This is a genomic window from Pseudomonas sp. LBUM1655 (genome assembly GCF_059716085.1).
Window position 1 is genome coordinate 1988061 of record NZ_CP166801.1, and the last position, 22969, is coordinate 2011029.

The window sequence follows — 22969 nt, forward strand, 5'->3', positions numbered from 1 at the left end:
ATGGAAAACTTCAACAGTATCGAATGCTTCGTGCGCAGCGCCGAAGTTGGCAGTTTTGCCGAAGCGGCGCGGCGTTTGAGCCTGACCCCGGCAGCGGTCGGCAAAAGCGTGGCGAAACTCGAAGCGAAGCTAGGCGTGCGGTTGTTTCAGCGCAGCACCCGCAGCCTGACGTTGACTGAGGCGGGGCAGCTGTTTTTGAGTCAGGTCAGTGCCAGTCTGACCACGATCCAGAACGCCGTGGCCAATCTGGCCAGTGTCGAAGGCCTGCCAGCGGGAACTTTGAAAGTCAGTATGGGCACAGTGTTCGGGCGCTTGTATGTCGTGCCGTTGCTGGAAGAGTTTTTACGTCGATTTCCGGCGATCAACCCTGATTGGCATTTTGATAACCGTCAGGTCGATTTGATCGGGCAGGGTTTCGATGCGGCGATTGGTGGGGGATTTGAATTGCCCCAAGGCGTCGTCGCACGCAAATTGGCACCCGCACATCGAGTGTTGGTGGCGTCTGCTGACTACCTGGAAAAGCACGCAGCGATCATCGAGCCGGATGAACTGCAATATCACGATGGCATTCTGATTCGGTCGCCGCAAACCGGTCGAGTACGCTCTTGGCAATTGATCAGTAATGGCAGTCAGCTCTGTCGACCATTGACCCTCAAGACGCGAATGACCATGAGCGACTCCGAGGCCGCCTGCGCGACGGCGGCGCAAGGTTTGGGGATTGCACTGGTCAGCATGCCGTTTGCCGTAGGTTATCTCGAGGCGGGTACGTTACAGCGCGTGCTGCCGGAGTGGTACATCGATGACGGCAACATTTCGATCTACTACGCCGAACATAAATTGTTGCCGGGCAAGACTCGGGCGTTTGTCGATTTTGTGATTGAGCAGTTTGCGCAGCAGGGGTTGGCTCGGCGGTTCAGTGCTCTCTGAGTTTGGCTTTTAACCGAATTGCGGCCATCGCGAGCAGGCTCATTCCTACAGGATCGCTGTTGCTCACAGATTTCAGGCACGACACTAACCCTGTAGCAGTGTGCCTGCTCGCGATAAACGATAACGCGGTCTATCGTGCAAACCGCTCCGGCCAGCCCACAATTTTCTTCGGCCGAGGCGTCGCATAAGTCCGCACCTTGGACGTCGACAACCCCAAACGCACCAGCGCCTCAGCAATCGTCACCGCCGCCGTCACCCCATCCACCACCGGCACCCCGGTGCGGCGACGAATCTGTTCATCAAGTCCGGCCATGCCGCCACAACCCAGGCAAATCACCTCGGCCTTGTCCTGCGTAACCGCCAATTCAGCCTGATGCACGATCGCCTCCAGCGCACGTTGCGGCTCATGTTCCAGTTCCAGCACGGCCAAACCACTGGCCCGCACCGACGCGCAACGATCCCAAAGACCGGAGAGTTTCAGCCGATCCTCAATCAGCGGCACGGTGCGATCCAGCGTAGTGACGACTGAATACGCATGCCCGAGAAACATCGCCGTACTGGCCGCCGCGTCAGTGATGTCCACCACCGGTACATTGAGCAATTCCTGCAAGCCTTCGCGGCCATGTTCGCCATAGCCGGCTTGAATCACCGCATCGAACGGCTGGTCGTAGGACATCACCCGATCCATCACGGCGATGGCGGCCAGGTAGCTTTCAAAGTTGCCTTCAATCGAATCGGCGCCGAAATACGGCGTGAGTCCGACAATCTCTGTACCGGGTGACGCAACAGCCTGCGCCGAGCGGGCGATGGCCTGGGTGATGGATTCGGTGGTGTTGACGTTGACCACGAGAATACGCATTGGAAGTCCTTCTTGGCAGGGTGGTTCAGCGGCCCGAAAGGCGGGCCGCGAGGATTTAGTGACAGGCGTTATCGACCGCGAAGGATTCGCCGCTGACGTCGGCGTAGTGCGGTTCGCGTTTGGCGATGATCAGGTAGAGCATTCCGGCGATCCCGGCACCGATCAGCCAGGAGAACGGCGAAATACTTTGGAACCCCGGCACCAGCGCCAGGACGATGGCGATCAGTGCCGCCGGAATAAACGCCGCCACGGCGCGGAAATTGACGCCACGGCTGTAGTAATAAGTGCCGTTCGGGTCTTCGCTGTAGAGTTGCGGGACGTTGATCCGGCCTTTGCGGATCAACCAGTAGTCGACCATGATCACCCCGTACAACGGGCCGAGCAGTGCGCCGAGGCCGGACAGGAAGTACACGATCACCAACGGGCTGTTGTAGAGGTTCCACGGCAGGATCAGCACCGCGATGGTCGCGCTGATCATCCCGGCGCGGCGGAAGGTCAGGTACTTGGGCGCCAGGTTGCTCAGCACGAACGCCGGGGCAACGAAGTTGGCCATGATGTTCACCGCCACGGTGACGATCAGGAACGCCAGGCAACCCAGCACCAGGAAGAAGGTGTTGGGAATCGAAGCGATGATCTCGGTCGGGCTTTCGATGATCCGGCCGTTTATCTGAAATTGCGCGCCGCACAGCAGGACGGTGATCGCGGCGAACAGCAGAATGTTCACAGGCAAACCCCAGAAATTTCCGACTTTGATGGTTTTGCGGCAGGGCGAGGAGCGGGCGAAGTCGCAGAAGTTGAGGATCAGCGTGCCGTAGATCGCCAGCCACAGTGCGCCGCCGGCAAAGATGTTGCGCCACATCTCGCCACCGCTCAGCGGTTCGCGGATCGACCAGGCGATGGTTGCGTTGGCTTGCGTGTACATCCAGGCGGCGAGGGCGGCGACGGTCAGCAAAATCACCGGCCCGGCAAACCCTTCGTAACGGCGGACCATTTCCATGCCGTAGGCGAGGATCACCAGTTGCACGAACCAGATTGCCACGAAGCACACCCAGCCCAGCGTCGACAGGCCGAGGATCGAGTTGTGGTCGTATTCCGCGAAGCCGGGATGCACCGCCGTGAGTAAAACCCTGAAAACAACCGACGCCAGATACGTCTGAATCCCGAACCAGGCGATGGCGATAACTGCTCGGATCAGCGCAGGAATTTGCGCCCCGTGGATGCCAAAACTGATCCGGCTGATCACCGGAAACGGCACACCGGTTTTCTGCCCCATATAGCCGGACAGATTCATGAAGAAATACACCAGCGCCGCGCCGATCCCCAGCGACAGCAAAATCTGCCAGCCCCCCAGGCCCAGGGCGTAGAGGCCGATAGCGAACGAGTAGTTGGCGATGTTGTGCACGTCGTTCGTCCACAGGGCGAAGATGCTGTATTTGCCCCAGCGTCGGCCTTCGGCCTTGGTCGGTGCCAGATCGCTATTGTGCAGACGAGGGCTCAGATGCAGCGGCTCGACCAGTCCGTCATGTGGCAAAGGTTGATCGAGTGCAGAGGAGGGCAGATTCAGCGCGATGTTGTTAGAGAGACTTGTACGCATTCCGGCAGGCTCCTGATGTTCAGGGCCGCGATGACTGTGCATGAGCCGCCAGGCTCGACATATCTTCGTCGCGGCAGTGAAAGCATCACTGGTTACGGGGCATCTGCAGCCTGTACGGGATAGGGCGCTTCAGGCTTGCGGATCGAAGGTGTGCATGTTTTGCAGTTTTGTATACAAAACATGTATGCACTAAAGCCAGATGTGTGCCAATTGCCGATCCATGAAGGCCATCGCTGATTTCGAAATGTTATTTCTGATTGCTAAGTGACTGAATCGAGGCTGATATAAACTGACTGATTGGCCAGGTATTTATTTTTTGCGCGGGATCGTGGCGAGGGACAGAAGGAAGGGAGATTCAGGCGGGATGTAACTTTTCAGGGCGCGAAAATAAAAAGTGCACACATAAATGGCACTGATGGTGACATTCGTGTGTACACATTTTTTGAGGTTTCACAAAGCACAAGGGGAAATCATCGGGGCAGAGGTTTACCCCTTGCTGATGATATTCCCCGCATGCAATCCGCATTCTTTCTGGGTCGCTTCTTCCCACCACCAGCGGCCTTCGCGCTCGTGCTGGTTCGGCAGGACAGGGCGGGTGCACGGCTCGCAACCGATGCTGATGAAGCCGCGCTCGTGCAGGCTGTTGTATGGCAGTTCCAGCATGCGGATGTAGCCCCAGATCTCTTCGCTGGTCATCTGCGCCAGCGGGTTGAACTTGTACAGGGTGCGCTCCGGTGTGGAGAACGCGGTGTCGATTTCCATCACCGCCACGGCACTGCGAGTGCCCGGGCTCTGGTCGCGGCGTTGGCCGGTGGCCCAGGCTTTGACGCCGGACAGTTTGCGCCGCAGCGGTTCGATCTTGCGGATCCCGCAGCACTCGCCGTGGCCGTCCTTGTAGAAGCTGAACAAGCCTTTTTCCTTCACGAACGGTTCCAGTTTCGTGTAGTCCGGCGAGACCAGTTCGATGTCGATCTTGTAGTGCTCGCGCACCTGATCGATAAAGCGATAGGTCTCCGGGTGCAGGCGGCCGGTGTCGAGACTGAACACCTTGACGTTCTTGTTCAGCTTCCAGGCCATGTCCACCAGCACCACATCCTCGGCGCCACTGAAAGATATCCACAGGTCATCGCCGAACTCGGCAAACGCGAGTTTCAGGATGTCTTGGGCGGATTTGTTGGCATAGGTCGTGGCGTGTTCCACGACATCGAACGTTGGGCTCATCAGGGCGGCTTCCTACAGGTCGGTGGCGCTGGGCGCTCTATATGGCGGCGATGGTAACAAAAAGCGGCGCCGGGCGGGACGTGCTGTGCGTTGCGCGGCTTTGGTGGAGCCGCTAGAGTTCGGGCTCGCTCGACTCAACAATCAATACAAACGGGAGTGTCTTGTGGAAATTGCTTGCCTGGATCTTGAAGGGGTACTGGTGCCGGAAATCTGGATCGCCTTCGCTGAAAAAACCGGAATCGAATCCCTCAAGGCTACCACCCGGGACATTCCCGATTACGACGTGCTGATGAAGCAGCGTCTGCGCATCCTTGATGAGCATGGCTTGAAGCTCTCGGACATTCAGGAAGTGATCGCCACACTGAAACCGCTGGACGGCGCGGTGGAGTTCGTCAACTGGCTGCGTGAGCGCTTTCAGGTGGTGATTCTGTCGGACACCTTCTATGAGTTTTCCCAGCCGCTGATGCGTCAACTGGGCTTCCCGACTTTGCTTTGCCATCGTCTGATTACCGACGAAACCGGGCGGGTGACCAGCTATCAGTTGCGTCAGAAAGATCCCAAGCGGCAGTCGGTGCTGGCGTTCAAAAGCCTGTACTACCGGGTGATTGCGGCGGGTGATTCGTATAACGATACGACCATGCTGGGCGAGGCGGATGCGGGGATTCTGTTCCATGCGCCGGACAATGTGATCCGCGAGTTCCCGCAGTTTCCGGCGGTGCATACGTTTGAAGCGTTGAAGCAGGAGTTCATCAAAGCTTCGAACCGCGACCTCAGCCTGTAAACCCGACCCCTGTAGGAGCTGCCGCAGGCTGCGATCTTTTGATCTTTAAAGGCAAAGATCGCAGCCTGCGGCAGCTCCTACAGGGGGGGCGTTTAGAGGTTTTGCAGGGTTTGAAGGAGGATTTTCACTTTGGTAATCGACTCCTGATACTCAGCCTGCCAGTCCGAATCCGCGACAATCCCGCCGCCACCCCAGCAGCACACCTGCCCATCCTTGACCAATAGACTACGAATGGCGATGGAGCTGTCCATCTCGCCGCGTACGTCCAGATACAGCAACGATCCGCAATACAATCCCCGCCGGGTCGGCTCCAACTCATCGATGATCTGCATCGCCCGAATCTTCGGCGCACCGGTGATCGAGCCGCCAGGGAAGCTGCCGGCGATCAGATCCAGCGCATCGCGATCCTGCGCCAGTTCGCCGGTCACGCTGCTGACCAGGTGATGCACGTTCGGATAGCTTTCGAGGCTGAACAGCTCCGGCACCCGCACCGAGCCGATGCGGCAGGTGCGGCCGAGGTCATTGCGCAGCAGGTCGACGATCATCAGGTTTTCCGCGCGATCCTTGGGGCTGGCCAGCAGTTCGGCGGCGTTGGCGGCGTCTTCGGTGGGCGTCAGGCCACGGGGGCGGGTGCCCTTGATCGGGCGGGTTTCGACTTGGCGCTGGCTGACTCTGACGAAACGCTCCGGTGACAGACTCAGCACGGCGCCGCCGTCGGGCAAGCTCTGGAAGCCGGAAAATGGCGTCGGGCAGGCTTCGCGCAGTGCGCAATAGGCCTGCCATGGGTCGCCCTGGCATGGCGCGCGGAAACGCTGGGCGAAGTTGACCTGGTAGCAGTCGCCAGCCTGGATGTAATGCTGGATACGTTCGAACGCCTGACGGTAATCCTCGGCCGAGAGATCGGCGGTCATCGGGTTGTTTAACTTGAACGGTGTCAGTGAGCCAGTAATGGGCTGAGCGAACAGTGCGATCAGCCGCTGTTTTTCATTGTCGTCAACCGATGGGTGAAACACCAATTGGCTGGTGCCGGCCTGGTGATCGCTGACCAATGCCCAGTCATACAGCCCGAACCGCGCATCCGGCAATTGCAGATCATCCCGCGCCTGACTCGGCAGACTCTCAAGATGCCGGCCGAAGTCATAACTCAGATAACCGATCAGCCCGCCGGCGAACGGCAGCTCAAAAGCGTCAGGGAGTTGCGCTTCGCCCAAACGGCCCAGATGGTCGCGCAGACGTTGCAGGAAATGGCTGCCGCTTTCGTCCGGCAAGACCGCCAGTTGTTCCAGCGGCCAGGCGCTGAGCAGGTCATAACGGCCACGGTCGGCACTCGGTCGGCCGCTGTCGAGCAGCACGGCGCCGGGGGCGTTGCGGATTGCCGCGAAGTAGTCGGCGGGATTGGCACGGTAGGGCAGCGGGTGTACGGAACAGGTCAACATGGGCGGGGCAGATCGGCCGTTGAGGCGGGGTGGCGATTGTAGTCTTCTGCGGGAGTTGCTCCTAGAGGGGATGTCGGGGATTGGCAGATTGGCGACAGGTTGAATTCTGTGGTGGCTGTGAGTGAGTCATCGCGAGCAGGCTCACTCCTACAGGGAAATGCATTCCAATGTGGGAGCGAGCCTGCTCGCGAAGGCCGCGACTCGGTCGCGGATCAGCCCTCTACCGCAGGAATATGCCCAAACATCTCCTGAGTAAACGCCACCCGCTCTTCAACCGACTCCGTCACCCCACGTGCCTTCAGCTCTTCCAGCCGCGCTTCCACCGCATGAGTGCGCAGCGTTAGCCCGCAGTCATTGGCGATCTGAATATTCAGCCCCGGCCGCGCATTGAGCTCAAGAATCAGCGGGCCCTTTTCCTGATCCAGCACCATGTCGACACCGATGTAACCCAATCCGCACAGCTCATAACAGCCGGCGGCGAGTTTCATGAAACCGTCCCAGTAGGGCAGTTGCACGCCGTCCACCGCGTTGGTGGTGTCCGGGTGTTTGGTGATGATGTTGTTCAGCCAGGTGCCGCGCAGGGTCAGACCGGTGGCCAGGTCGACACCAACACCGATGGCGCCCTGGTGCAGGTTGGCTTTGCCACCGGACTGGCGGGTCGGCAGGCGTAACATCGCCATCACCGGGTAGCCCATCAGCACGATGATGCGGATGTCCGGCACGCCTTCGTAGCTGATGCTTTTGAAGATCTGATCCGGGGTCACGCGGTATTCGATCAGTGCGCGATCGCGGTGGCCGCCCAGCGAATACAGGCCGGTGAGGATGCTGGAGATGTGATGTTCCAGCTCCTCGTGGGCAAGGATCTTGCCCGACACCGTGCGGTAGCGTCCCTCGAACCGGTCGGCAATCACGATGATGCCGTCACCGCCGGCGCCCTGGGCCGGTTTGATCACGAAGTCGCTGCGCCCGCCGATGATCTCGCCGAGCTTGTCGATTTCCTTTTCGGTAGAGATCACGCCATACAACTCCGGCACATGAATGCCGGCCGCGATGGCGCGTTCCTTGGTGATGATCTTGTCATCGACGATCGGGTACAGGCTGCGCTTGTTGTACTTGAGCACATAGTCGGCGTTACGCCGATTGATGCCCATGATGCCCCGGGCTTCCAGGGCCTTCCAGGTCTTCCAGAAACCGAACATCAGTGATCAGCCTTGTTCAGGAACGCCTTGAAACGCACCAGCTCGGTCAGGCGGTAACCGCGATAGCGACCCATTGCCAGCATGAAACCCACCAGAATCAGCAGGATCGCCGGGAAGGTGAACACGAAGTAGACCAGTTCCGGCACGGTCATGATCAGGTGCGCCAGGGACGCGGCGAACAGCGTACCGATGGCGACTTTCATCGCATGGCTGGCACCGCGCTCTTCCCAGGTGATCGACAGGCGTTCGATGGTCATGGTCAGAATCACCATCGGGAACAGTGCCACCGACAGACCGCGCTCCAGGCCGAGCTTATGGCTGAACAGGCTGATCGCGGCAATCAGCACCACGACAAAGGTCAGTACCACCGAGAGTCGCGGCAGCATTTGCAGCTTCAGGTGTTCCAGGTACGAACGTAATGACAGGCCCAGCGCCGTGATCACGGTGAACAGCAGGATGCCGAAGCCCAACTGCGTTTCACGGAAGGCGAGGGCGATCAACACCGGGGTAAACGTGCCGAGGGTCTGCAGGCCGATCAGGTTGCGCAGGATTAGAATCACCAGCACGCCGATCGGGATCATCACCATGATCATGAACGTTTGCTGGGTCTGCAGCGGCAGGCCGTACAGCGAGTATTCGAGGAAGTTGGCGTCGGTGTTTTCGTCGGTCAGCTTGGCCAGACGAATCGCGTTCATCTCGCTGTTGTTCAGGCTGAAGGTCACGTTGGCCTTCTTGCCGCCGTCGACGGTGATCAGGTTCTCATCACCGGTCCACCACAGCAGGCGGTCAGTCGGCAGGCCCTGTTCGCCGGTTTCCGGGTTGAAGTACAGCCAGTCATTGCCGTTGAAGCTGCGCAGCCACAGTTCAGGGGTTTGTGGCTGGTCCGCAACGAGGCGGATGGTGTGGACTTTTTCCACCGGGACATGGGCGATGGACAGCAGCAATTCGACGATTTTGGCTTTGTGCGGCGTCGATGTATCGCCGGCCAGCAGCAGTTTCACGTTGTCGTCGTTGACGTTGTTGACCCGTTTGATCGCCTCGCCGATGAAGGTTTCGACGTCGGCCGAGTGTTGGCGGATCGGTGCGAGCAGGGCTTCGGCAGCGATTTTTTCCGGGCCTTCGATAACCATACTGTCGCGGAAAGTCGGGCCTTTGATCTTGGTTTTTTCTGCGGTGTAACGCTTGGTCAGCACCAGACGGTAATACAGGGTCTGGTTGCCTTTGGCCCGGCGTGCCGACCATGTCACCTTTCGGTTGCCGTCGACGCGGTTCACGGCCACACCATAGTTATTGGAGATGAAGCTCTCGTTGAGGCTGACGTAATCGCGGCTCAGCGGCGGCACGAACATCTGGATCTTTACCGGATCTTTGGTGCTGGCGACGAACTCGACTTTGGCGTCGATGTTCCACAAATCGTCGGTGGCGTCTTCGGTCACGGGGATGCCGAGCACGAAAATCTGATAGGCCGTAACCGAAACGCCCAGCAGCACCAGAATGGTGATCAGGATTTTCAGGTGGAAGGTTAGAGAACGCATGAAAATTACTCGGCGGTATGAGCGGCGATGGTGCAGGCGGGTTTGCCGGCAGCGTATTTAAGACTGGGGTCGACCAGCGCGTCGAAGCGTTTCAGCGCTTCGGAGCCGATCAAAAGCGGATATTGGAACGCACTTCGGTCGGTCAGGTTCACTTCGATGCTGCGCATCGCTGTGCCCATGCAGATATCCAGCTCGATCACCGGGCGGGCGGTGTACTTCTTGCCTTCTTCCGGATCGTAGTCGCCGGCGCGGCGCTTGATCTTGCTGACCCGTGCCAGCGGTCGCTCGATCGGGTGCGAATGCGCAGCATCGATAGCCAGATAGAAGCGCACCCAGGACTCGCCGTTGCGTTTGAAACGCTTGATGTCGCGGGCGCTCAGCGAGGCGGTTTTCGCGCCGGTGTCGAGTTTGGCCGCAACTTCCAGATTGATGCCATCAAGGGCGGCGTATTCGTTGAGGCCGTACACGGTCTTTTCCCCCGCGGCGGCGAGGCCGGGCAGGCAGAACAGAGCGAAAAATGTGGGGAAAGGCTTGAGTCTCATAAATCCTGGTGCGCAGCGTTCCGTTTTCGGTTCAGGTCCCTGGCAAAAACTTGCGCAAGGCCCTTCGTGTGCCTATCAGCTTTTTATGACAAGCCGTACAAATGGCCAGCAAATGCGGGCGGCATTCTAGCACGGTGGTTTTATGGCGCCAGCGCCCGAGCCGGTCTATAACCCTTGGGGTTGTTGAAGAGGGTTATTAGACGATTGTCGACAATGTCTATTTATCCTTTGACTGATGCGGGCGAATTGGCTAGTTTTTGCCGCATTGGATTTAAAGGTGTCGACAATCATGCTGGATCAACTCGATCCCCCGGTCATCAGCGGCGACGATTCCGAGACGCTTTCGGAAAACGTCTTTCGGCGCATTCAGGCGGCCATCGTCAAAGGCGAGATCGCCCCGGGCAGCAAGATCTCTGAACCGGAACTGGCGCGTACCTATGGCATCAGCCGCGGGCCGCTGCGTGAGGCGATTCATCGTCTGGAAGGTCAGCGCCTGCTGGTACGCGTACCGCACGTCGGCGCGCGGGTGGTGTCGCTGAGCCACGCCGAATTGCTCGAACTCTACGAAATCCGCGAATCCCTCGAAGGCATGGCCTGTCGTCTGGCGGCTGAGCGCATGAGTGTCGAAGAAATCGACGAACTGCGTCGGGTGCTGGAAACCCACGAGCGCGATGCGGCGTTTCAGGCTGGCGTTGGTTACTACCAGCAGGAAGGCGATTTCGACTTCCATTACCGGATCATTCAGGGCAGCGGCAACCGCACCCTGACCCAGATGCTTTGCGGCGAGCTCTATCAACTGGTGCGTATGTACCGCATCCAGTTTTCCACCACGCCGAACCGCCCACGCCAGGCCTTCGCCGAACACCACCGGATTCTCGATGCCATCGCCGACCGTGACGGCGAACTCGCGGAATTGTTGATGCGCCGTCACATCGGCGCCTCGAAACGCAACATCGCCCGTCATTACCAGGACGGCACCCACAATAAGACAGCCACTGAACGAGGTGAGTCATGAGTTCCAACCTGAACACTCCAGGCCAGCGTTTTCGCGATGCGGTCGCCAGCGAACACCCATTGCAGGTGGTCGGCGCGATCAACGCCAATCACGCGCTGCTGGCCAAACGTGCCGGTTTCAAGGCGATTTACCTGTCCGGTGGCGGGGTGGCCGCAGGCTCTCTCGGCGTGCCGGATCTGGGCATCACCGGCCTGGATGACGTACTGACCGACGTGCGTCGCATCACCGATGTTTGCGATTTGCCGCTGCTGGTGGACGTGGACACCGGTTTCGGCTCTTCGGCGTTCAACGTGGCGCGCACCGTCAAGTCGATGATCAAGTTCGGCGCAGCGGCGATTCACATCGAGGATCAGGTCGGCGCCAAGCGCTGCGGTCATCGCCCGAATAAAGAGATCGTCAGCCAGCAGGAAATGGTCGACCGCATCAAGGCAGCCGTCGATGCGCGCACCGACGACAGCTTCGTGATCATGGCCCGCACCGATGCGCTGGCGGTTGAAGGTCTGGAGTCGGCACTGGATCGCGCCGCCGCGTGCATCGAGGCGGGTGCCGACATGATCTTCCCGGAAGCCATCACTGAGCTGGAGATGTACAAGCTGTTCGCCAGCCGCGTGAAGGCGCCGATTCTGGCCAACATCACCGAGTTTGGCGCGACGCCGCTGTACACCACCGAGCAACTGGCCGGCGCCGACGTGTCGCTGGTGCTTTATCCATTGTCGGCGTTCCGCGCGATGAACAAGGCTGCGGAAAACGTCTACACCGCTATCCGCCGCGACGGCACGCAACAGAATGTCATCGACACCATGCAGACTCGCATGGAGCTCTACGATCGCATCGACTACCACACCTTCGAGCAGAAGCTCGACGCGTTGTTTGCGGCAAAAAAATAAGCCGCAGCCGTACTCCCTAACAAATTCAAGATTGGAGAAAACGATGGCCGAAGCAAAAGTACTCAGTGGCGCCGGGCTCCGTGGCCAGGTTGCCGGGCAAACCGCACTGTCCACCGTGGGCCAGGCCGGTGCCGGGCTGACCTATCGCGGCTACGACGTGCGTGAACTGGCAGCAGACGCACAATTCGAAGAAGTGGCGTACCTGTTGCTCTACGGTGAGCTGCCGACCCGAGCGCAACTCGACGCCTATCAGGGCAAGCTGAGCAAGCTGCGCGACCTGCCGCAAGCGCTGAAGGAAGTGCTTGAGCGCATCCCTGCCGATGCCCACCCGATGGACGTGATGCGCACCGGTTGCTCGTTTCTGGGCAATATCGAGCCGGAGAAAGACTTCTCCGAACAGCGCGACAAGACCGACCGTCTGCTCGCCGCGTTCCCGGCGATCATGTGTTACTGGTATCGCTTCAGCCACGACGGCAAGCGCATCAACTGCGTCAGCGATGAACCGACCATCGGCGGGCATTTCCTGCACTTGCTGCACGACAAGAAGCCGAGCGAACTGCACGTCAAAGTCATGAACGTGTCGCTGATCCTCTACGCCGAACACGAATTCAACGCCTCGACGTTCACCGCGCGGGTTTGTGCCTCGACCCTGTCCGATCTGTATTCCTGCGTCACGGCGGCCATCGGTTCGCTGCGCGGCCCGCTGCATGGCGGCGCCAACGAGGCGGCGATGGAAATGATCGAACGCTTTTCGTCGCCGGAAGAGGCGATCAAGGGCACCCTCGGCATGCTTGAGCGCAAAGATAAGATCATGGGCTTTGGCCACGCGATCTATAAGGACAACGATCCGCGCAACGAGGTGATCAAGGGCTGGTCGAAAAAACTCGCGGACGAAGTGGGCGACAAGGTGTTGTTTCCCGTCTCCGAGGCGATCGACAAGACCATGTGGGAGCAGAAAAAACTGTTCCCCAACGCCGACTTCTACCATGCCTCGGCGTATCACTTCATGGGCATCCCGACCAAGTTGTTCACGCCGATCTTCGTCTGCTCGCGCCTGACTGGCTGGGCCGCGCATGTGTTCGAACAGCGTGCCAACAACCGCATCATCCGTCCGAGCGCCGAGTACACCGGCGTCGAACAGCGCAAGTTCGTGCCAATCGAACGCCGCTGAATGGTGGAGCCCGGAGCCCGAGAACACCGCTAGACCCTGTGGGAGCGAGCCTGCTCGCGAAGACGGACTGACATCCAACATTGATGTCGACTGATCTACCGCTTTCGCGAGCAGGCTCGCTCCCACAGTGAACGGTGTGTAACTCAGGTCCGTGCTGGCCACCCTTTGAAACTACCGTGACCCGAGTCCTGACCCGATGAACACAAAATTCCGCAAAAACCTGCCCGGCAGCCCTCTGGATTACTTTGACGTCCGCGCGGCGGTCGAGGCGATTCAGCCCGGCAGCTACGACACCCTGCCGTACACCTCACGCGTGCTGGCGGAAAACCTCGTGCGGCGCTGCGATCCGGCCACGCTGACCGATTCCCTGAAACAACTGATCGAGCGCAAACGCGACCTCGACTTCCCGTGGTTCCCGGCGCGCGTGGTGTGCCACGATATTCTTGGCCAGACCGCATTGGTCGATCTGGCGGGCCTGCGTGACGCGATTGCGTTGCAGGGTGGCGACCCGGCGCAGGTCAACCCGGTGGTGCCGACACAATTGATCGTCGACCACTCGCTGGCCGTCGAGGCGGGCGGTTTCGATGCCCAGGCGTTCGAGAAAAACCGCGCCATCGAAGACCGTCGCAACGAAGACCGTTTCCACTTCATCAACTGGACCAAAAAGGCCTTCAAGAACGTCGACGTGATCCCGCCGGGCAACGGCATCATGCACCAGATCAACCTGGAGAAAATGTCTCCGGTGATCCAGGTGCGTGACGGCGTGGCGTTCCCCGACACCTGCGTCGGCACTGACAGCCACACCCCGCATGTCGATGCGCTGGGCGTGATCGCCATTGGCGTCGGCGGCCTCGAAGCCGAGAGCGTGATGCTCGGCCGCGCCTCGTGGATGCGCCTGCCGGAAAGCGTCGGCGTCGAGTTGACCGGCAAGTTGCAACCAGGTATCACCGCCACCGACATGGTGCTGGCGCTGACCGAATACCTGCGCAAACAGAAAGTCGTCGGCGCCTGGCTGGAGTTCTTCGGCGAAGGCGCCTCCGCGCTGACCCTCGGCGACCGCGCGACCATTTCCAACATGGCCCCGGAATACGGTGCCACTGCCGCGATGTTCTACATCGATCAGCAGACCATCGATTATCTGAAACTCACTGGCCGCGAAGACCAACAAGTTCAACTGGTCGAGCACTATGCCAAGACCACCGGCCTGTGGGCTGACAGCTTGAAAGGCGCGCAATACGAGCGCGGTCTGACCTTCGATCTGTCGACGGTCGTGCGCAACATGGCCGGCCCGAGCAACCCGCACGCTCGCGTCGCCACCAGCGATCTGGCCGCCAAAGGCATCTCCGGCCAGTGGGATGAAGTGCCGGGGCAAATGCCCGACGGCGCTGTGATCATCGCCGCCATCACCAGTTGCACCAACACCAGCAACCCGCGCAACGTGATCGCCGCCGGCCTGATCGCGCGCAATGCCAACAAGCTTGGCCTGACCCGCAAACCGTGGGTGAAATCGTCGCTGGCGCCGGGTTCGAAAACCGTGGCGCTGTACCTCGACGAAGCCGGGTTGACCACGGAACTGGAACAGCTTGGTTTCGGCGTCGTCGCGTTCGCTTGCACCACCTGCAACGGCATGTCCGGCGCGCTGGACCCGGTGATCCAGCAAGAAATCATCGACCGCGATCTTTACGCCACGGCCGTACTCTCCGGTAACCGCAACTTCGACGGCCGGATTCACCCGTACGCCAAGCAAGCGTTTCTTGCCTCGCCGCCGCTGGTGGTCGCGTATGCGATTGCCGGCACCATCCGTTTCGACATCGAGAAAGACGTGCTGGGCGTGGTCGATGGCAAGGAAATCCGCTTGAAAGACATCTGGCCGAGCGATGAAGAAATCGACGCGGTGGTGAAGTCTTCGGTCAAACCTGAGCAGTTCCGCCAAGTCTATATCCCGATGTTTGCCGTCCACGAGGACACCGGCCCGAAAGTCACGCCGCTGTACGACTGGCGCGAGATGAGCACCTACATTCGCCGTCCGCCGTACTGGGAAGGCGCGCTGGCCGGCGCTCGGCCGCTCAAGGGCATGCGCCCGCTGGCGGTGCTGCCGGACAACATCACCACCGATCACCTGTCGCCCTCCAACGCGATCATGCTCGACAGCGCCGCCGGCGAATACCTGGCGAAAATGGGCCTGCCGGAAGAGGACTTCAACTCCTATGCAACGCACCGTGGCGACCACTTGACCGCGCAGCGCGCGACCTTTGCCAACCCGAAACTGTTCAACGAAATGGTGGTGGAAAACGGCAAGGTCAAACAGGGCTCGCTGGCGCGTGTCGAGCCGGAAGGCAAAGTGATGCGCATGTGGGAAGCCATCGAAACCTACATGGAACGCAAGCAGCCGCTGATCATCATTGCTGGCGCCGACTACGGTCAGGGTTCGTCCCGCGACTGGGCGGCCAAAGGCGTGCGTCTGGCCGGTGTCGAAGCGATTGCCGCTGAAGGTTTCGAGCGTATTCACCGCACCAACCTGGTGGGCATGGGCGTGTTGCCGCTGGAGTTCAAGCCCGGCACCGACCGTCACACCCTGGCCATCGACGGTAGCGAAACCTACGACGTGATCGGCGACCGCAAGCCGCGCGCCGATCTGACGCTGGTCATCCATCGCAAGAACGGCGAGCGTGTTGAGGTGCCGGTGACTTGCCGTCTCGATACCGCTGAAGAAGTGTCGATCTACGAGGCCGGCGGCGTGTTGCAGCGCTTCGCCCAGGATTTCCTCGAAGAGTCGGCGGTTGCCGTTTAAATCACGTTTTGTGCTCGCGGGCTTCAACGCCCGCGTTGACGATGAAGGAGCACCATGGCTCACGCACCTCAAATTAAGATCCCCGCCACCTACATGCGTGGCGGCACCAGCAAAGGCGTGTTTTTCAGCCTCAAGGATCTGCCCGAAGCCGCGCAGATTCCTGGCCCGGCACGCGACGCCTTGCTGCTGCGGGTGATCGGCAGCCCCGACCCCTACGACAAGCAGATCGACGGCATGGGCGGCGCCACCTCGAGCACCAGCAAAACCGTGATCCTGTCGAAAAGCATCAAAGCCGATCACGACGTCGATTATCTGTTCGGCCAGGTTTCCATCGACAAACCGTTTGTGGACTGGAGCGGCAACTGCGGCAACCTGTCGGCCGCGGTCGGTTCGTTCGCCATCAGCAACGGGCTGGTCGACGCCAGCCGCATTCCGCACAACGGTGTCGCGGTGGTGCGTGTATGGCAGGCCAACATCGGCAAAACCATCATTGCCCACGTGCCGATCACCAACGGTGAAGTGCAGGAGACCGGTGATTTCGAACTCGACGGCGTGACCTTTCCCGCCGCCGAAGTGCAGGTCGAGTTCATGGACCCGGCGGCGGAAGAAGAGGGCGGCGGTGGGTCGATGTTTCCCACCGGCAATCTGATCGATGAGCTGGAAGTGCCGGGTGTCGGCACGTTCAAGGCAACCATGATCAATGCCGGGATTCCGACGATCTTCGTCAACGCCCAAGACATCGGCTACACCGGCACCGAGCTGCAAAGCGCAATCAACAGCGACCCGAAAGCCTTGCAGATGTTTGAAACCATCCGTGCCTACGGTGCTTTGCGCATGGGGCTGATCGCCAATCTGGATGAAGCCGCCAAGCGCCAACACACACCGAAAGTCGCCTTCGTGGCCAAGCCTGCGGATTACGTGGCGTCCAGCGGTAAGGCGATTGCCGCCGGTGACGTTGATTTGCTGGTGCGCGCTTTGTCGATGGGCAAGTTGCACCACGCAATGATGGGCACTGCAGCGGTGGCGATCGGCACGGCGGCAGCGATTTCCGGGACGCTGGTGAACCTCGCGGCCGGCGGTGTTGAACGTAATGCCGTGCGCTTCGGGCATCCGTCCGGGACCTTGCGGGTGGGTGCTGAGGCCAGTCTGGAAAACGGTGAGTGGGTGGTGAAGAAAGCGGTCATGAGCCGCAGTGCGCGGGTACTCATGGAAGGCTATGTTCGCGTCCCCGGGGATTCTTTCTAACCCTACCTCGCCACTGTAGGAGCTGCCGAAGGCTGCGATCTTTTGATCTTGATTTAAAAAACAAAGTCAAAAGATCGCAGCCTCCGGCAGCTCCTACATGAGTTCGTATTTCAATAATAAAAATCCATCGCCTGAACCGAGGTCCCATCAACGAACCACTTCAAGAGTGAATCGAACATGAGCGCCAACGTCGACCTGAACAACCGCCCCGACTACGACCCTGTCCTGCAGGACATCGCTGATTACGTCCTTACTTTCAAAATCGAATCCACCGAAGCCCTGAACACTGCCCGCAATTGCCTGATGGACACCTTGGGCTGTGGCCTGCTGGCCCTGCGTTTTCCCGAATGCACCAAACACCTCGGGCCTATCGTCGAAGGCACCGTCGTGCCGTTTGGTGCGCGGGTCCCAGGCACCAGTTATCGTCTCGACCCGGTCAAAGCCGCATGGGATATCGGCTGTATCGTCCGTTGGCTCGACTACAACGACACCTGGCTCGCCGCCGAATGGGGGCACCCGTCGGACAATCTCGGCGGCATCCTCGCCGTCGCCGATCACCTGTCGCAAAAACGTCTGGCCAACGGTGAAGCGCCGCTGACGATTCGCCATGTGCTGGAAGCGATGATCATGGCCCACGAGATTCAAGGCATCATCGCCCTGGAAAACTCCTTCAATCGCGTAGGACTCGATCACGTCATTCTGGTGAAAGTCGCCTCGACCGCCGTTACCGCCAAACTCATGGGCGCCAATCGCGAGCAACTGTTGTCGGCGCTCTCTCATGCCTTCGCTGATGGTCAGGCGTTGCGCACTTATCGTCATGCGCCGAATGCCGGTTCGCGAAAGTCCTGGGCGGCGGGGGATGCTTCAAGCCGAGGCGTGAGACTGGCCGACATCGCCATGCGCGGCGAGATGGGCATTCCGGGTGTTTTGAGTGCGAAACAGTGGGGCTTTTACGACGTGCTGTTCAGCCACACCAACAACGATCTGGCGCTGAAAACCGAAGACAAACGTACCTTCAGCTTCTCGCGCCCTTTCGGCAGTTACGTAATGGAGAACGTGCTGTTCAAGATCAGCTTCCCCGCCGAATTCCACGCACAAACGGCCTGCGAAGCCGCCGTCACGTTGCATCCACACGTGCGCAATCGCCTGCATGAAATCGACAAAATCGTCATCACCACCCACCAATCGGCGATCCGCATCATTTCCAAGGTCGGGCCGCTGGCCAACGCCGCTGACCGCGATCACTGCATCCAGTACATGACCGCCGTACCACTGGCCTTCGGCAATCTGGTGGCCGAGCAATACGAAGATGACTTCCACAAGGCCCATCCGATCATCGATGTGCTGCGCGAAAAAATGGTCATCGTCGAAGAGCCGCGCTTCACCCGCGAATACCTGGAAGCCGACAAACGCTCGATTGCCAACGCCGTGCAGGTGTTTTTCAAGGACGGCTCCAGTACCGACAACGTGGTGGTGGAGTACCCGATCGGCCATCGCCGCCGCCGTGCCGAGGGCATTCCGTTGCTCGAAGAAAAGTTCAAGGCGAACCTGGCAACCCGTTTCTCCGGCCAGCGCAGCGGCGAGATTTTTGCCTTGTGCAAGGATCAGGCGCGGCTTGAGGCGACCCCGGTGAACCGCTTTGTCGGCCTGTTCGTGATCTAAGGCTCATTCAAACCGCAGAATCACTCGGCGGTTGGTCCTGCTCTTCTTCTCGATTTTTTCGCAAAATACCCGGCCGATTTCCCGGGTGTTTTGCACGTGGGTGCCGCCACAGGGCTGGATGTCGATGCCGATCACTTCAACCATCCGCAGCTCACCCTGAATCGCCGGTGGTTTAACCGTTTGGCTGGCGGTTTTTTCCAGCAGGGCGGAGTGTTCCGAGGCCGGCATAGACACAGTGGTGACTGGAATGGCCTGCTCGATCAGCGCGTTGAGTTCGCGGGTGAGGCTGTCTTTGTCGAGGGTCATTTCTGGCAGATCGAAATCCAGGCGTCCCTTGTCTGCGCTGATACTGCACCCGGTGACCGGCGCATTGATGAGCGAACCCAACAGGTGCAGGCAGGTGTGCATCTTCATGTGTTGATAACGACGCGCCCAGTCGAGGCTGGCATTGAGCAGTGTGCCGACACACAACTGCGGCGGGCACTGCGCCACGTTGTGCCAGATGATCGATGGCAGCAAGGGATCGCGCAGCGTTGCCGTCACGTCGATTCGTGTGCCATCCGGCAGGCTGAAGTGCCCGGTGTCTCCCGGTTGCCCGCCACCGGTGGGATAGAACAGCGTGTGTTCGAGGACGACGGCCTGATCAACCACCGCGATCACCCGGGCGCTGAAATCGCGCTGGTAAGGGGCATTGTTAAACAGGCTAAGGGTTTCCATCGTGTGTACCGACATTTGAACCTCCGATGTTCAATGCATGGTTTTTCAGCGCTTGGCAGGCAGCTTGGTGATCGCAAAACCGGCGAGCAGGATTGCCGAATAGAGCATCAGGTCCCGAGAAATTTCCGTGCCTTCGTACCAGGCGCCGATGATCACGGCGAACACCGGAAAGATGATGAACACGAATGACAGAAGGACCGGGCTCAGGCGTTTGAGCAGGACGAAATAAACGATAAAGCCGCCGACCGACGCCACCAGTCCTAGGTAGAGCAGGGCGCCCCACGAGCGTGGGGTGATGGTGGCGAACGTCGGACTTTCCAGCGAAAGGCCAGCGACCAGCAGCATCAAACCGGCGATGCCGATGGGCAGGGTGTTGTAGGTGATCACGCTGATCGCGCTGCCGTATTTTTTTGTCACCACGTAGCACAGGGCATGCAGGAGCGCCGCGCTGAGAATCGCCAGGACACCGAGCCATTCCGCCTGGTCCAGATGCAAGCCCTGACTGCGGATAATCATGAACAGGCTGCCGAAACCAATAGCGATGCCGAGCATTTGCGCTGGGTGGATTTTCTCCCGCAGAAACAGCGCAGAAAAAATCAGGATGAACACCGGCATGCAACTGAACAGCAGCGCGGTCAGGCCGGACGATACGTGCATTTCGCCATAGTTGAGCAGGTAGTAGGGCAGGCTGAAATACGACAGCGTGACGAACACAAAGAACCAGCGACTCTGCCGGGGGAACAGCAATGGTTCCTTGCGTAATGCGGCGAAGCCCAAAAACAGCGGAAAGGCAATCAGAAAGCGCAGCCCGGCCGCCGTCAGGGGCGGCACGCTTTCCACGGCAATCTTGATCCCCAGCCATGTTGTGCCCCAACTCAGGCAGACGATCAGAAACAACACACTGGTAACCAACCCCGCGAGCCAGGGTTTGCTGGTGTTTAACGGCGTGCTGAGGGCGATCGACATGCGCTGTGCTCCGAACGGCGGAATTGACCTGGTTACTGAAAAGGTCTATCCCTGATTGAACCTGTTTTAAGTACGCTATTCGGGGCAAGAATGACTGTCAAAGTAAGTATTGCCATGGTGTCAATCCTCCGTGATGGCCTCGCCCATGGCGTCGGCGTGAAGTACAAGCGCCTCGCGGATGCGGTCGAGAAGGCCATTAGTGCAGGCGTGATTAAGGCGGGTTGCAAGTTGCCGCCCCACCGGCTATTGGCTGACAGCCTGGGCGTCACCATCGGCACCATCAGCCGTGCTTATGGCGAACTGGAGCGTGTGGGATTGGTCGTGGCGCGTGTAGGAGACGGCACTTACGTGCGTCAGCGCGGGATGGAGCGGCCGCAAGACAAGGGCTTTCGCAATGTCAGCGATGAGCCGCCAGCCTGCTTCGACATGAGTAGGAATCAGCCGATTCCCGGGCAGGAAGCGGCGTTCATGAGCCAGACCCTACAGACTCTGGCCGTTGATTCGCACCGCTTGCAGCGGTTGACGGGGTACACCGCCGAAGGTGGCCTGCCACGGCATCGGGCGGCAGGTGCCGAGTGGCTGCGTCACGGGGACTTTGTCCCGCACGCCGATCAGGTGCTGTGCGTCAACGGTGGCCAGCATGGTCTGTTGTGCGCGTTGATGGGGTTGCTCAAGGCGGGTGATACGGTGGTCACCGAGCATTTGTCCTACCCCGGATTGATCAGCGTCGCACGCCAGCTCGGGATAAAACTGGTGGGTGCCGCGTTGGATGACGAAGGACTGTTGCCTTCGGCGCTGGAGGATATTTGTCGTCAGCACCGGGTATCCGCGCTGTATTGCACGCCGACGATCCAGAATCCTACGGCTGCGGTCATGTCTGTCTCACGACGCCAGGCGATTGCAGAGGTGTGTCGCCGGCACAATCTGCTGATCCTCGAAGACGAAGCCCACGCAGTACTGGATCGCCAGCGGCCGTTGCCACTGAGTTATTTCGCCCCCGAGCGCTCTGTGTTGATCGGCAGTCTGAGCAAGGCTGTCTCGGCGGGGTTGCGGGTCGGCTATCTACATGCGCCGCAAGCGTTGCTCGGGCGTATCAGTTCAGCCATTCGCGGCACCTGCTGGATGGCCAATCCACTGGCGATGGAAGTGGCGAGCCTGTGGATCGAAAACGGCATGGCCCAGCGTTTGCTGGATGAGCAGATCAGTGAGATTGGTCGGCGCAAGGCATGGGTGGCGGGGGCGCTGGAGGGGCTGAGCTACAAGACACATATCCACAGTCCGCATTTCTGGCTGCAAGTGCCTGAGCTGTGGCGCGCCTCGCAGATTGCCGCGGAGCTGAAGGAGAACAACTATCTGGTGGCGACTGCCGAGGCGTTCGCGGTCGGGCATGCGGCGGTGCCGCAGTTCATTCGGGTGAGTGTGTGTAATTCGGTGGGGGATGACGGGTTGTTGCTCGGCGGGTTTGAAGCTTTGGCCAGGGCATTAACAGAGACCGCGTAATCGTTGATCGCGAGCAAGCTCACTCCTACAAGGGAATGCATTTCAGATTGTAGGAGTGAGCCTGCTCGCGATGGCGGTGTCGCAGACACCGCAAAACTACTTGAACCGCCGCTCCACGCCTTTCTCCACCAGAATCTTCGCCGAGATCTCTTCCACCGAAAAATGCGTGGAGTTGATGTTCGGGATGTTCTCGCGGCGGAACAGGTTTTCCACTTCGCGCACTTCGAATTCGCACTGGGCGTAGCTCGAGTAGCGGCTGTTGGGCTTGCGCTCGTTGCGGATAGCGGTGAGGCGGTCCGGGTCGATGGTCAGGCCGAACAGCTTGTGCTGGTGCGCGCGCAGGGCCGCCGGCAGGGTCAGGCGCTCCATGTCGTCTTCGGTCAGCGGGTAGTTGGCCGCGCGGATGCCGAATTGCATGGCCATGTACAGGCACGTCGGCGTCTTACCACATCGCGACACGCCCACTAGTATCAGATCGGCCTTGTCGTAATAGTGGGTGCGGGCGCCGTCGTCGTTGTCGAGGGCGAAGTTCACCGCCTCGATACGCTCCATGTAATTGGAGTTATGGCCGATCGAATGGGACTTGCCGACGGTGTAGGAAGAATGCTCGGTCAGTTCCTGTTCGAGAGGCGCGAGGAAGGTCGAGAAAATGTCGATCATGAAACCATTGGACGTTGCGAGAATCTCACGAATGTCCTGATTGACGATGGTGTCGAAGATGATCGGGCGAAAGCCGTCGGTTTCGGCGGCTTTGTTGATTTGTTGTACCATGGCCCGGGCTTTTTCCACGCTGTCGATGTACGGGCGCGTGAATTTGCTGAAGGTAATGTTTTCGAACTGCGCCAAGAGGCTTTGACCCAGGGTTTCGGCGGTAATGCCGGTGCCATCGGAGATAAAGAAAGCAGATCGTTTCATTTGCAC

Annotated in this window: 19 protein-coding genes; 9 read left to right on the forward strand and 10 right to left on the reverse strand. The window is 59.6% G+C overall.

Features of this window, described 5'->3' with window-relative positions; translation table 11 throughout:
- Complete coding sequence (locus ACA074_RS08970; RefSeq protein WP_489878649.1) at window positions 1-927, forward strand: LysR family transcriptional regulator; 927 nt, start codon at window positions 1-3, stop codon at window positions 925-927.
- Window positions 928-1057: 130 nt separating this feature from the next.
- Here the strand turns inward: ACA074_RS08970 and ACA074_RS08975 are convergent, their stop codons facing one another.
- The 3 genes from ACA074_RS08975 to ACA074_RS08985 all read right to left on the reverse strand — a co-directional run bounded on the left by ACA074_RS08975 (window position 1058) and on the right by ACA074_RS08985 (window position 4601).
- Window positions 1058-1786 carry an aspartate/glutamate racemase family protein gene (locus ACA074_RS08975; RefSeq protein ID WP_187680110.1) on the reverse strand — a complete coding sequence of 243 codons (729 nt, stop codon included), beginning with the start codon at window positions 1784-1786 and terminating at the stop codon, window positions 1058-1060.
- Between the two features lie 55 nt (window positions 1787-1841).
- Entirely contained in the window at window positions 1842-3380 is a 1539-nt protein-coding gene (locus tag ACA074_RS08980) for an NCS1 family nucleobase:cation symporter-1 (protein ID WP_497678805.1), read from the reverse strand.
- A gap of 486 nt (window positions 3381-3866) precedes the next feature.
- Entirely contained in the window at window positions 3867-4601 is a 735-nt protein-coding gene (locus tag ACA074_RS08985) for a phosphoadenylyl-sulfate reductase (protein ID WP_401271326.1), read from the reverse strand.
- Between the two features lie 163 nt (window positions 4602-4764).
- On the opposite strand from ACA074_RS08985, the gene thrH reads away from it, so the two are divergent.
- Window positions 4765-5382, forward strand: a complete 618-nt coding sequence (gene thrH / locus ACA074_RS08990; protein ID WP_401271323.1) for a bifunctional phosphoserine phosphatase/homoserine phosphotransferase ThrH — start codon at window positions 4765-4767, stop codon at window positions 5380-5382.
- A gap of 92 nt (window positions 5383-5474) precedes the next feature.
- On the opposite strand, the gene pabB is transcribed toward thrH, so the two are convergent.
- From pabB to rloA, 4 genes are all read right to left on the reverse strand, one after another.
- Window positions 5475-6818 carry an aminodeoxychorismate synthase component I gene (pabB, locus tag ACA074_RS08995; protein ID WP_497678806.1) on the reverse strand — a complete coding sequence of 448 codons (1344 nt, stop codon included), beginning with the start codon at window positions 6816-6818 and terminating at the stop codon, window positions 5475-5477.
- A gap of 212 nt (window positions 6819-7030) precedes the next feature.
- Window positions 7031-8017: an alpha-L-glutamate ligase-like protein gene (locus ACA074_RS09000; RefSeq protein ID WP_095189425.1), complete on the reverse strand. Its 987-nt coding sequence runs from the start codon at window positions 8015-8017 to the stop codon at window positions 7031-7033.
- Window positions 8017-9552 (reverse strand): osmotic stress tolerance membrane protein RloB, encoded by a 1536-nt coding sequence (gene rloB, locus ACA074_RS09005; RefSeq protein WP_187680644.1) that lies wholly within the window; start codon window positions 9550-9552, stop codon window positions 8017-8019. The genes ACA074_RS09000 and rloB overlap by 1 nt, the downstream gene beginning before the upstream one ends.
- 5 nt (window positions 9553-9557) lie before the next feature.
- Window positions 9558-10094 carry a retropepsin-like aspartic peptidase RloA gene (gene rloA, locus ACA074_RS09010; protein WP_489878652.1) on the reverse strand — a complete coding sequence of 179 codons (537 nt, stop codon included), beginning with the start codon at window positions 10092-10094 and terminating at the stop codon, window positions 9558-9560.
- Window positions 10095-10386: 292 nt separating this feature from the next.
- Between rloA and ACA074_RS09015 the strand changes: the two genes are divergently transcribed.
- The 6 genes from ACA074_RS09015 (at window position 10387) to prpD (ending at window position 18865) form a co-directional block, all read left to right on the forward strand.
- Window positions 10387-11109 (forward strand): GntR family transcriptional regulator, encoded by a 723-nt coding sequence (locus ACA074_RS09015; RefSeq protein ID WP_174244498.1) that lies wholly within the window; start codon window positions 10387-10389, stop codon window positions 11107-11109.
- Complete coding sequence (prpB, locus tag ACA074_RS09020; protein WP_489878653.1) at window positions 11106-11996, forward strand: methylisocitrate lyase; 891 nt, start codon at window positions 11106-11108, stop codon at window positions 11994-11996. The genes ACA074_RS09015 and prpB overlap by 4 nt, the downstream gene beginning before the upstream one ends.
- A 43-nt stretch (window positions 11997-12039) precedes the next feature.
- Window positions 12040-13167, forward strand: a complete 1128-nt coding sequence (prpC, locus tag ACA074_RS09025) for a bifunctional 2-methylcitrate synthase/citrate synthase (protein ID WP_187680646.1) — start codon at window positions 12040-12042, stop codon at window positions 13165-13167.
- Window positions 13168-13363: 196 nt separating this feature from the next.
- The gene (gene acnD / locus ACA074_RS09030; protein WP_497678807.1) at window positions 13364-15958 is read left to right on the forward strand and encodes a Fe/S-dependent 2-methylisocitrate dehydratase AcnD; all 2595 of its coding nucleotides are present in this window, start codon (window positions 13364-13366) and stop codon (window positions 15956-15958) included.
- A gap of 54 nt (window positions 15959-16012) precedes the next feature.
- Entirely contained in the window at window positions 16013-17203 is a 1191-nt protein-coding gene (gene prpF, locus ACA074_RS09035) for a 2-methylaconitate cis-trans isomerase PrpF (protein WP_497678808.1), read from the forward strand.
- Between the two features lie 177 nt (window positions 17204-17380).
- Window positions 17381-18865, forward strand: a complete 1485-nt coding sequence (gene prpD / locus ACA074_RS09040; RefSeq protein ID WP_497678809.1) for a 2-methylcitrate dehydratase — start codon at window positions 17381-17383, stop codon at window positions 18863-18865.
- 3 nt (window positions 18866-18868) lie between these two features.
- On the opposite strand, the gene ACA074_RS09045 is transcribed toward prpD, so the two are convergent.
- Both ACA074_RS09045 and ACA074_RS09050 read right to left on the reverse strand, forming a co-directional pair.
- Window positions 18869-19597, reverse strand: coding sequence for an alanyl-tRNA editing protein (locus ACA074_RS09045; protein ID WP_497678810.1), 729 nt, complete (start codon window positions 19595-19597; stop codon window positions 18869-18871).
- Between the two features lie 30 nt (window positions 19598-19627).
- Window positions 19628-20548: a DMT family transporter gene (locus ACA074_RS09050; protein ID WP_497678811.1), complete on the reverse strand. Its 921-nt coding sequence runs from the start codon at window positions 20546-20548 to the stop codon at window positions 19628-19630.
- A gap of 90 nt (window positions 20549-20638) precedes the next feature.
- Between ACA074_RS09050 and ACA074_RS09055 the strand changes: the two genes are divergently transcribed.
- Window positions 20639-22048: an aminotransferase-like domain-containing protein gene (locus ACA074_RS09055; protein WP_497678812.1), complete on the forward strand. Its 1410-nt coding sequence runs from the start codon at window positions 20639-20641 to the stop codon at window positions 22046-22048.
- Between the two features lie 96 nt (window positions 22049-22144).
- Here ACA074_RS09055 and ppsR read toward each other — a convergent pair whose 3' ends face one another.
- Window positions 22145-22963 (reverse strand): posphoenolpyruvate synthetase regulatory kinase/phosphorylase PpsR, encoded by an 819-nt coding sequence (gene ppsR / locus ACA074_RS09060; protein ID WP_008076822.1) that lies wholly within the window; start codon window positions 22961-22963, stop codon window positions 22145-22147.
- Between the last annotated feature and the right edge of the window lie 6 nt (window positions 22964-22969).